This window comes from Sphingomonas sp. PP-F2F-G114-C0414 (genome assembly GCF_003688595.1).
Classification (GTDB): Bacteria; Pseudomonadota; Alphaproteobacteria; order Sphingomonadales; family Sphingomonadaceae; genus Sphingomonas.
On sequence record NZ_RCWT01000010.1, the window covers coordinates 20,448 to 32,022 of the forward strand.

Here is an 11,575-nt window from a genome sequence, read left to right on the forward strand (position 1 = left end):
CGGATCGGGTCGTACCGCTCAGGTGTCTTGGATATGTTGATAAAAGCCCCGCGGTTTCCTGTCACGGCCTCTTCGAACACGTCTCCGCAAGAACTATGAAACCGCCTTCGACGCGGGCGAAGGCGTTGCCGATCGGCTCGGGTTGGGGTTTCGTCGGTACGGATACGACGCTGGTTTCGCGCCCGTCATTCAGTTCGATTATTGTCCGCTCATTCTCATCGCGCGCGGCCCAGTCCTGCACTTTTGACCAGTTCACTGTTTTGGTGCCATCCATGGTTGTGATCTTAGAGACGCATGGCGACAAATGCCGTCTCGTATTTGCGCGTGCAACGGGTAACCGATGTCAGTTCGGGCAGGCACGAATATCCGAGACTTTATTTCTCGCTTTCACAGGCATCGGCGAGATGTCCCATCGTACCGTTGACCCGTCGGAAACCATCGCCTTCGGGCAAAATGAAATTGTGCACGCCAGCACCGTCATCGATCGGAATTGTCGCCGATCCGTGATCTACGGTTGCGGCAAAATTGCCCACCTTATTCCAGTGCACGGTAACAGTTGCATTGGATTTGGTGGTGAACACCGTCTGGCAACGCGACACTGCCTTGACGTTGGTGATCGGCTGGCCATCCAGCGTTGCGGCCGCCCCGATCAGTTCGCGACGCAGCGATGCCACTCCGGTCGCGTTCGTCTGGTCTTCGGTATATTGTGAGCCCGCAGTAGCGGTCGGGGCGGCGTCACGTGTGATGTTTCCGAAATCTCCGGGCTGATCAACGACCTCGCTTGTGCCTTCAGCGCTGGCCGAGGTGGCGTTGGCGGCATTGGTTGACGCTTCGCTGGCATTGCTGCCGCATGCAGAAAGCATCAGCACTGACACCGCGAGCGATAGGCGAGACCTAATCATTTATATTCTCCATACAGAAACATGCGGCTTTCAGCTTCGCGACGAACGACCAGACTGCGGATGATTTCGCCCTTCGATCGGACGTGACGTTTGATTTCCAGCATTGCCGCCTGATTCTTGTTCTCGTTGACGAGGTTCGTCGTTTTTCGCCAGCCGCCGCCGGGGTTGTACGCGTAGGAAACCATCGCATCGAACTCGTATTGATGAAGCGGGACCTTGATCGCACGTTTCACCATGGCCTCGTAATGGCCGATTATGTGGCCGAGAAGATCGGTTTCTTGGGTCAGGCTGAGATTGAGAAGCGTCTTGTTCTCGCGAACGAACCGTCCGGCCGCGTCCCCGGACAATCGTGCTCCTTTCGCTGCTGCTGCGGCCGCTTCGCGTGGCACAAGTATCGCCAAAAGGTCCCTTTCGACCTGATCCTGTGTCCGGTCCTTCATATCATAGCCGGGACCGATGGTGACGCCACTGCCGGCCGATGGATGATGAAGCCGATTGCTGACCCCGCGTTGTGCTTCGTGCGCGATGATGAATCGGCTGCCTGCGCGCGATGTGGTCATGGTCGCGACAGGTTTTGTCACCCCCGCCGGCATCGCCGCGGTGCGAGCGCGTTCGCGGGCGGGTTCGACGGCGGCTTTCAGGGGGCCGGGATCGCCCTTGCCGACACTTGCCGCGCTGGCTGCGGTCTGCGCCTTCTGGAAGGCGGCGGAACGGGTTCCAGGAATCGCGACGGTGCGCGTCGGTGTGCCGGCGGGGATGCCGCGCGCCGGGCTGGCGTAGCCGGCACCGTTGCCGGTCAAGACGCCCATCGTCATCGGGCCGGCGATGCCGTCGGGGGGGTAGAGCCCGTTGCGCCGCTGGCCCAGCCGCACCGCGCGCTCGGTCTGCGGACCGAAGACGCCATCGGCGCCGAGCTGCGGGTCGTACTGGCGCAACAGCGTCTGTAGATTTCGGACGTCCTCGCCACGGCTTCCAACGCGTAACATCGCCATCGTTCCTGTCTCCTGGTCGTGGATACTACCCAATTCCACAGGCTTGCACCTCAATGCAGCGGGTGAGCCAGCCTGCAACGGGCCCGGTCGTGCGGCGACTACAATAGATCGAAAGCGAATGATCTCCAGCCGGTTTTAGAAGTTTTTTGAGGTTAACCATAGTCTTCGAAAGATCACAGCGACTTCGCATCTATGCATGGCGTAAAAATGTCGTCATGGTCCGTCGGGCCTTTCAAGGCGTCGTGCGTATCCCCAAAGGAGAGCGACAGTTTGTCTGTCTGCAAATCGCACGTCGTTATCGGCAACGCGCGGGGGATTGATGACATCGAAAGTATGGCGTTCATACGTGCTTATGATGGCTGGCGTCGCAGGGGGGGCGCTTCTTGCGCAGCCTGTTGGGGCGCAAGTAGTTCTGCCTTCCCGTCAGGAAGTGACGCCACCCGCACCTGACACGCGCCAGGAATCGGCGGTCAGCGTCGATTCGAGTCGTGCGCTGGAACAGCCCGCCTGTCCGTTCGAGACGTCGTCGCTCAAGGTCACGCTGACCACGCTAAGCTTCGTGCGGCCGGATGGCGGCGCGTTGCAACCCGAGATCGCCGAAGCGGTGGCCGGCATCGACGTGCCGCAGGGCGAGCAGCCGATCAGCGTCGTCTGCGCACTGCGCGACCGTGCCAACGCCGCGCTGCGACATGCGGGCTGGGTAGCGTCGGTGCAGATCCCTGCGCAGGAGATCACGGGCGGAACGTTGCAACTGCAGGTCGTGACCGCGCGCATCGTCGAAGTTCGCGTGCGGGGATCGGCCGGGCCGTATGACTCGATCCTGCGCGAGCGGATCGCGCAGATCCAGGCGCTCGATCCGCTGAACGAGAAGAAGGCCGAGCGGCTGTTGTTGCTGGCGGGTGATATCCCGGGGCTCGAGGTGCAGTTGTCGCTGCGCCCGGCAGGAACGCGACAGGGCGAAGTGATCGGCGAATTGTCGCTCGCGTTCCGCCGGTTCGCGGTGATCGCCAACGTGCAGAACCAGAATAGCCGGCTGACCGGGCGCGAGACGGGCTATGCGCGGGCCGAGATCTATGGGCTGACCGGGCTGTCCGACGTCACCTATGTCGGCGTGTCGTCAACCGCGGACTTCAAGGAACAGCGCGTCGTGCAAGCGGGGCACATCATGGGCCTCGACCGCAACGGCACGACGTTGGGCGCGCGCTTCACCTATGCATGGTCGCATCCCGACCTTGGTGCCCTCGACCTGCGGACCAATACGCTGATCACCGGGTTCGATCTGGCGCGGCCGCTGATCCGGTCGTTGCGGGCCAACCTGCGGGCGACAGGCGGCTTCGACTATGTCGACCAGCGCTCGGTGGTGCGGACCGAGGGTGGGTCGGTGCCGTTGACTCTCGATAAGCTGCGGATCGGCTTTATCGGTATCGACGGCGACTATCGCACGGTGCGGTACGACGGCGCGACCGCATTCTCGATCGCCAGTTCGCTGCAGGTCCGCAAGGGCGTCGATGTGTTCGGATCGAGTGATATCGGCTTTGCAAACGGTCGGCAGACCTCGCGGATCGACGGTAATTCGCGCGCTCTGGTGGTGCGTGGTACGGTCGACACGGTGATCGGGGTCGGTCCGATCTTCAGTCTGGCCGGCCAAGGCCAGGCGCAATGGACGAACGATCCGCTGCTGAACTACGAGGAGTTCTCGGTCGGCAATCTGACGATCGGTCGCGGCTACGATCCGGGCGTGAGCACCGGCGATCGTGCGGTCGGCGGTCGCGGCGAAGTCCGCGCCGAGCTGCCATTGATCACCGGCCTCGGGACGCAGCTGTTCGGTTTCTACGACCATGTCTATCTGCGCAATCTCGATCGCAATGCGATCGAGCCGAAGCGCACCTATCGCAGCTATGGCGGGGGCGCCCGCTTCTCGTTGCCGGGGCTGCTGGTGCTCGAGGTTATGTATGCGCACCCGCTGGATCGGGTTTTGAAGCTGGACGAGAAGCGCCCGCCCAACCGCGTGCTGGTGTCGTTGACCGCGCAATTCCGCGACAAGACGCGCTGACCCGCGCGCCGTACCGAGTTTAGGGGAGCCTTCGATGTCCATCCCATTGTACCGTCGCCATATCCGCCGCACGCTGGCGATCAGCACCGTGCTCGCAAGCGGTTGTGTGCCCGCGGTCGGATGGGCGCAGGCGCTGCCCAGGGCGAGCGACGTGACGGCGGTGATGACGTCGCCCGGCGGCGGCAACCCGACCGTGACGCGCTCGGGCTCGACCTTGTCGGTCGATCTCAAGGCCACCAGCACGGTGATCGACTGGAACGGCTTCAACGTGCCGACCGGAGCGACGGCGGAGTTCACCGACGGTCGGGGGGCGGCGCTTGCGCGCAACATCGCAGTACTCAACCGCGACGTATCGGGATCGACGGCCGGCACGCAAATCCTCGGCACGCTCAAGTCCGATACGAACGTCGCGGTCTGGGTGTTCAATCCCAACGGCATCCTCGTCGGATCGGGCGCCAAGATCAACACCGGGTCGCTCGTCCTGACGACGTTGAAGCCCGATCAGGCAAATTTTCTCGCCGGTAACGATCTCGGCGGCAGCTATGGCCTCGGCAAAGAAGGCGGCACCGCCGGCGATATCCGCGTCCAGTCGGGCGCGACGATCACGCTGTCGAGCGGCAACCGCGGGCTGATCATGGTCGCGCCCAAGATCACCTCGGCCGGCACGCTGACCGCGGGCAATCAGGACGTCGCCTTCGTTACCGCGACCGACGTGACGCTAAACTACGCCGCCGGCAGTCCCTTGTCGGTGACGTTGGACAAGGGAACGTCGGTCGGCGGCACCAGCCAGCTCGTGACCGGGTCGGTGAGCGGCCGGAACGTCGTGTTCGCGCTCGCCTCCAAGGCGAACGTCACCGATGCCCTGCTCAGCGTCGATGCATCCGTTACCAGCGCCTCGAACGGCGACAACGGCATCGTGCTGTCGGCGGGGCGCAGCGGTAACGGCGTGACCGTGGGCAGCACGGCGACCGAGACCGGCGGTGTGGTCGGCATCGGCGGGTCGGGCGCATGGCGTGCGATCAATGACGATGTGACGCTGACCGCGAACGGCGCAGTGGCGCTGACCGGCGCGCTACGGTCGGGCGGCGACGTCGTCGTCAACGCCGGGGGGCTCGCCAGCGTGGCGGGCGCGGTCACGGCAGGCAATGACTACCGCGTCGCCGGGACCGGCGTCACGCTGGGGCGCTCCACGTCGGTCGTGCAGTCTGCGGTTGATGTGGTTGACATTACCTCAACCAATGGGACCTTGTCCGGCGGCGCTGGACTGACGCTTCGCGCCAACGCGAATGGTGCGGGCAACAACTTGATGACGCTGTCGACGGCTGGCGCGGCAGGCGGTGATATCGTCTTCGCCAAGGGCTCGTCGATCGAGGGTGGTCCTAACCTCGACTCCGACGTCCGGATCGGCGTCGGGGTGGCGGGCAACGCGATATCGCTCGGGGACATGTCGGCGCGCGGCCTGCTCGGGGCGGTCGGCGGCGGCGCCTATACCAACGGGCTGTCGGTCGGCGGCCCGCTGGACCTTGGCGATGTGACCACGCGGTCGGCGTTGTCGCTGAGTTCGGGGGGCAGCTTGACCGCCGGCGTGCTGACATCAGGGGGCGCCGTTACGCTGAACGGCACCGGCGCGATGGTCCTGGCGGCAGTCGATGCGAGCGGTGACATCGCGCTGAACGGGAGTGGCGCAACTACGGTGTCGAGCGGCCTCGTCAGCCGGGGAGCGTCCAGCGACATTGCGATCGCACGCGATGGCGCCTTCGCGGTGACAGGCGCGGTGACCGCGGGTGGCACTTTGACGATCGGCACGACCGCAGCGACCGCCGAGTCGACCGCGATCGGCGGCGCGGTCGGCGCACGCGATATCAGTGTCGTGACCAGCGGCGCGCAGACCTATGGCGGCGCGGTGAGGGCAACTGGTGGTCTTACCGCAACGGCTGGTGGCGCGTTCACCTCGTCCGGGGCGATCACCGCTGCGAATACGGTAACACTTACCGGCGCGAGTCTGGGGCTGAACGCCGTGACAAGCACCAACGGCGATCTCGCGCTCGTGGCGACGAGCGGCGGCATTGCAGGGATTGCAGGGATTGCGCCCGTCGGCGTACGCCTGACCGCTGGTGGCGCCTTGAGCGCGACGGCTGCCAACGGCGCGGTAACGGTGGCGAGCGGCACCGCGAACGACGGTGTTCTCCGACTGACGGGCAGCGGCGGTGTGACGGCGGGCAGCTTGACCGGCAGCAACGACGTCATCGTCGACGCGGGGGGATCGGCGGCGATCGTTTCGGGCGCCGTTACGGCGGGCCGCAACTATGCGGTCAACGGCGGCTCGGTTTCGCTAGGAACGACGGGATCCGGACTGATCGGCGTCGTCACGCAGGCCGCCCGAGGCGCGGTGACGATCAGCGGGGGCGCGGGGGGCATAATCGGGCTCGACCGGCTGACCTTGCAGTCCAATTCGGACGGTACGGGCAGTGAAGCGCTCGAGCTTGCGATCGCCGACACGACGAATGGCGCGATCGCCTTCGCGCCGGGAACGACACTCAGGGGTGGGTCGGCCTCGCAATCCGACGTCGTGATCCGCTCCGGCGTCGCGGAGGGGAGTGTCGCGCTCGGCAACGTCGTTGCGCGCAACCTGCTCGGCGCTGTCGGTACCGATACCGCGACCAGCGGTCTCACGCGTACATCCGCGCTCTCGCTCGGTAACGCCACGCTCACCGGCCCCTTGTCGCTGTCTGGTGCGGGGCTTGCCACCGGTGCGCTGACCGCCGGCGGGGTTGTGACGTTGACCTCCTCGTCGACCCTGACGACGGGTGCGATCAGCACCGCCGACGCCGCCACCGCCGTAGCTGCGGGCAATCTGCGGATCGCATCGGCACGCGGCGTCACGGGCGTGACGCTGACGTCGACCGGTGGCGATGTCGATGTCGCGGGAGCGTTGAGCGCGACGGCCGGCCCCGTAACTGTCGTGGCGAATGTCGGTGCGGCGCGATTGCTGGGCGCAGTGACCGCAGGTGGCGATTACCGTGTTTCGGGCGGGTCGGTGACGCTCGGCGGCGTGCAGGCGGCGGTAGGTGCGGTCTCGATTGCCGCGACGGCCGGCACGCTGACCGGCGCGTCCGGACTTTCGCTGACGTCGGGAAGCGATGGCCGGACGGCGCAATCGCTTGCGTTGTCGGCAACCGGTGGAATCGGGTTCGCGGCGAATAGCGTGATCAATGGTGGTCCGGCACAGCAGGGCGCGGTCACCGTCGATGGCGGCGCGAACGCGATCACGCTCGGCGACGTCAATGGTCGATCGCTGGTCTTCAATGCGGGGCAACCGCTGACCGGGGCGCTGACGGTGGGCGACATCGCAGTGGTCGATGGCCTGTCGATCACCGGCGGCGCGGCGGGAATCCGTCTCGGCGACGTTTCTGTCTCGTCGGGCGGGTTGGCGATCACCGCGGTGGACGGCGTGGTCAATTTCGGCAGTGCGGCGCTCAGCGGCGACTTGGCGGTGTCGGGATCGCGGATCGATTACGGTACGATCAATGCCAATGCAGTCGATCTTAGATCGGTCGGCACCTCCGCAACGGGAATCGCCGGAGGACGAATCGACGCGAGCGGGCCGGTGACGATCACCGCGATCGATGGCATCGGTGGGGTCGCGACCGGCGCGATCACCACGAAATCCAACCTGACGATCAACTCGGTCGGCGAGATCCGCCTCGCTAGCGTCGATGCCGGGGGCACGGCTGACCTGGCGACGCTGACCAATCCGGCGGACGTGTTGATCGTCAACGGTCTCACCGCGGTCGGCAAGGTCACGATCGCCTCCACGCGCGACATTCGCGCACCGTTCATCACCAGCACCGGCAGCAGCCTCTCGCTCAGCGCCCCCAATGGCGACGTCACCGGGTATCTGCCGGGCACGACGATCGAGCTCAATACCGGCGTCGATGGCGGCTATACGGTGGACGTCGGGCGCGCGGTGCGGCTCGGCGCGTTGACCGGCGGTCCGGTCTCGTTGCGCGCGGATACGATCGAGATCGGTTCGATCAGTGTGGGTACCAACCTCGTCAAGCTGTTCGCGGACAGCGGCGATCTCACTATCCGCAACGGGATCAAGGCCGGGTTGGTCGACCTCCGCGCGTCGGGCGCGGTCTCGGTCGGCGGCCTGATCGACGCGAGCGATGCGGTCACGCTGACCAGCACCGACGGGCTGTCGTTCGGCGGCATCCGCGGACTGTCGGTCGCGGCAAACTCGGGCGGTGCGATCACCGGCGGCGCGATCCGGAGCACCGGCGCGATCGACCTGACCGGCGGCTCGCTCCGGGTCGGCGACCTGACCAGTGCCACCGGCGCGATAACGCTCGAGGCCGTGTCGGGAAAGCTCGTGACCGGCGATCTGACCGCCGTCACCGGGATCGGCGCGCTCGCGCGCGGCGACGACCTGTCGGTGGGGGCGGTCACAGTGTCCGGCGGCAGCGCCAACCTGGCCTCGACGGCCGGCGATGCACGGCTCGACAGCGGCTCCGCGAGCGGCGACATCGTGTTGAGCGCGGCAGGCGTCGCCGCATCGCCCGGCGCGATCCTGGCGGGGGGCAATTATCTGGTCACCGGCGGGACGGTATTACTGGGGCGCAACGTTACGCAGGAAGCGAGCGGCCGTATCGCGATCACCGCCACCAGTGGCAATATCGGCGCAGGCGACGGGCTTGCGTTGGTCGCGAACAGCGGCAACGGCGTCGCGAGCGATGCGATGTTGCTCGATGCAGCGGGCGCGATCGACCTGCTCGGCTCGCGCATTTCAGCCCGCAACGGTGGCGCGCTGGGGTTGCGCGCGGGATCGGGCAAGACCGTGACGCTCGGCGATATCGATGCCGGGCTCGTCGGCGGCATCGCGACGGCCGCGGATGGCAGCCGTTCGGTCTCGACGCTGTTTACCAATGACGCGGCGTTCACGGCCGGTACGATCCGCGCGGCGAATCTGGGAATCGCATTGTCGGCGGGCGATCTCGCGATCGATTCTGTGACGACGACGCAGGCGACGCAATTGTCGACGGCGGCAGGCGCGATCAGGGTCGGGTTGATCACCGCGGATACCTTCGCGGTGGACGCACGCGACGTGCTGGCGGGTGGCGCGTACGTGTCGCGTGGGGATAACAGCGTGGCGGCGGGCAGTATCGGACTGACCAGCCTCACCGCCAGTCTCGGGTCGACGAGCGCGGCTGCGCGCACCGGCGACATGGCGATCGCCACGGTCGCGGCGGGTAGCGCTGCGACGCTCACCGCACCCGGTGCGATCGGTGTCCGATCTATCACGGCGAACGCGCTAAGGCTCGACGCCGGCGGTACGGTTACGGGCGGAACCTATGCCATCAAGGACGTGACGTCGGTTGCCGGGCAATCGATCCGGCTTGCGGGTCTCACGTCCGAGACCGGGAGCATCACTGCGACGGCTCGACGGGACGGCATTGCGATCGATCGGCTCGCTGCAGGAGGCGGCGCAACACTCACCGCACCCGGTACGATCGCGATCGGCGGCCTGACGGCGAATACGCTGACCGCCACGGCGGGCGGTGCACTGTCGGGTGGCGACTTCACGACGGCGGGTATGGCATCGCTGACCGGGCAGTCGATCGCGCTGACCGGGGTCACGACGACGCAAGGATCGCTGACTGCCACCGCGACCGGCGGCGACCTGGCGATCGGCCGAGTGACGGCCGGCGGTCTGGCGACGCTGATCGGAACCGGCGCGGTTACGGTGAATGGCCTGACAGCGGGCGCACTGGCGGTGGATGCAGGGGGCGGCGTTTCGGGTGGCACCTACGCGGTGAACGGCGCGGCGTCGGTGGCCGGACAGGCGGTTACGCTGGCTGGGCTGACGTCCGACACGGGCGATGTGACGGCGACGGCGCGCGCCGGCGACGTTGCCATTACTCGGCTTGTCGCTGGTGGCGGGGCAACAGCCACAGCGAGCGGTGCGGTGGCTATCGGTGAGTTTGGCGCAAAGGGTGCTGGCACGATTACGGCAACCGGCGGCGGTATCCGGCTCGACACGGCGACCGCGAGCGCCCTCACGCTCAAGGCGGCGGACGATATCGGTGGGCGCACCGGGGCCGGCGCGACGTTGGCGAGCACGGCCGGCGATCTCACCGTGACCGGCGACCGCGCGGTGACGCTGGCTGGGGCGACCTCGGCAGGCGATGCGACGATCGGCGGTAGCGATGTCCGGGTGTCGGGCGGGCTGAGTGCCGCCCGCGCGTTGCTGGTGCAGGCGCGCACCGCGTTGACGGTGGGCGACGCAACCGCGGGGAGTACGCTGTCGCTGACCGCGACCAACGGGCTGACAGCGCAGGCGCTAAGGGCAGGTGGCAATACCAGCCTGAAAGCGGGTGCCGCCTTGGCGACGGGCGCGATCGATACCGGTGGCGCGCTGTCGGTGACCGGCGGTGGCGACGTGTCGCTCGCGTCGAGCCGCACCAGCGGTGCCGCGACGATCGACGCGGTCGGGATCGCGACGCTCGGCCAGATGATCGCCGGGCCGAGCCTGACGATCAAGGCCAGTGACGCCCGGCTGTCGGGTATCCAGCGCGCCGCCGCGGTCGGGTTCGAGAACCGCACGGGCGATACCAGCGCGCTGCGGCTCGGCGACGGCACCGCCGCGGACGGCTTCCAATTGTCCGATGCCGAGATCAAGCTGGTCGAGGCCGATGCGCTGACCTTCCGGCAGGGCACGGGCGCGGTCGAGATCGGCACGCTGGCGTTCGACGCCGATGCGGGCCGCCGCACGGTCGACGTATTGGGGACCGGGCGGATGACGATCGACGGCATCGTCAGTGGTGCAGGGGCGGGGCGGATGTTCCGGTTCGGTGGCACGACCACGTCGGAGACCGATACCGCGTCCGCGATCCACGTCGCGGCGACGAGCACGGCGGGCGGGCGGCTGTTGTTCGATACCGCCGATCTCGATCTGCGCGGCAACCGGATCGCGGTCGGGCTTGGCGCGGGTTTCCTCAACCTCCTGAACGACGATGCCACCGTCACGCAGGTCGTCGCAGGGCTGGTGGGGAACGCCAATTCGGCGCTCTACAACGCCAATCTCGGCGGCGGCACCTATGATCCGTCCGCGCCGACGACGGTCTCGGCCCGCAGCCTGACGGTGCGCTACGGCGACTATGCGCTGTTCCAGAACACCGGTGTCGCGCGCACCAACACGGGTATCGTTCTGGGCGGCACCCCCACCGCACCGGTGAATCCGGCGCTCAGCCTGCGCCCGACCACCGCGTCCAACACGTTCGCCGCATTCGGCACGATCAACGGCGTCGGCGCGACCGCGGCGGCGCTGCTGGGGCCGGACACCGTGGCGCTGGGGAACGCCAACGTCTCCGCCACCCGGATCAACGGCTGCGTCGTAGGATCGGGCGCGGGTTGTCTCACCGCGATCGTGATCCAGCCGACCTTGCAGGTGTTCTCCGCGAGCCAGGCCGATCTGTTCGGATCGGTCGCCGATCTGACGGTGCCGTTCGATCCGCTCGTCGGCGGCTCGAACGAGGAACTGCTGACCGGGCTGGCGGCACTGGCGCCGAAGCCCGATACCGATGGCTGCGTCGCCGGCAAGAAGGAGTCGTGCAAGTGATCCGATCGAT

The 11,575-nt window shown here is 66.9% G+C and carries 5 protein-coding genes; 2 read left to right on the top strand and 3 right to left on the bottom strand.

Features of this window, described 5'->3' with window-relative positions:
- Positions 1 to 61: 61 nt before the first annotated feature.
- From C8J47_RS18845 to C8J47_RS05360, 3 genes are all read right to left on the bottom strand, one after another.
- The gene (locus tag C8J47_RS18845) at positions 62 to 274 is read right to left on the bottom strand and encodes a hypothetical protein (RefSeq protein WP_147454281.1); all 213 of its coding nucleotides are present in this window, start codon (positions 272 to 274) and stop codon (positions 62 to 64) included.
- 100 nt (positions 275 to 374) lie between these two features.
- Positions 375 to 869: a hypothetical protein gene (locus tag C8J47_RS05355; RefSeq protein WP_121884784.1), complete on the bottom strand. Its 495-nt coding sequence runs from the start codon at positions 867 to 869 to the stop codon at positions 375 to 377.
- Positions 870 to 898: 29 nt separating this feature from the next.
- A complete protein-coding gene (locus C8J47_RS05360) occupies positions 899 to 1,894 on the bottom strand; it encodes a glycoside hydrolase family protein (RefSeq protein WP_121884785.1) in 996 nt (331 codons plus the stop codon).
- A gap of 430 nt (positions 1,895 to 2,324) precedes the next feature.
- Between C8J47_RS05360 and C8J47_RS05365 the strand changes: the two genes are divergently transcribed.
- The gene (locus tag C8J47_RS05365; protein ID WP_121884786.1) at positions 2,325 to 3,947 is read left to right on the top strand and encodes a ShlB/FhaC/HecB family hemolysin secretion/activation protein; all 1,623 of its coding nucleotides are present in this window, start codon (positions 2,325 to 2,327) and stop codon (positions 3,945 to 3,947) included.
- Positions 3,948 to 3,981: 34 nt separating this feature from the next.
- A complete protein-coding gene (locus C8J47_RS05370) occupies positions 3,982 to 11,565 on the top strand; it encodes a filamentous hemagglutinin N-terminal domain-containing protein (RefSeq protein WP_121884787.1) in 7,584 nt (2,527 codons plus the stop codon).
- Positions 11,566 to 11,575 lie beyond the last annotated feature (10 nt).

Excerpts from the sequence above, each read along its gene's own strand:
- C8J47_RS18845 (WP_147454281.1), bottom strand. The coding sequence starts at position 274 with ATGGATGGCACCAAAACAGTGAACTGGTCAAAAGTGCAGGACTGGGCC.
- C8J47_RS05360 (WP_121884785.1), bottom strand. The coding sequence starts at position 1,894 with ATGGCGATGTTACGCGTTGGAAGCCGTGGCGAGGACGTCCGAAATCTA.
- C8J47_RS05370 (WP_121884787.1), top strand. The coding sequence starts at position 3,982 with ATGTCCATCCCATTGTACCGTCGCCATATCCGCCGCACGCTGGCGATC.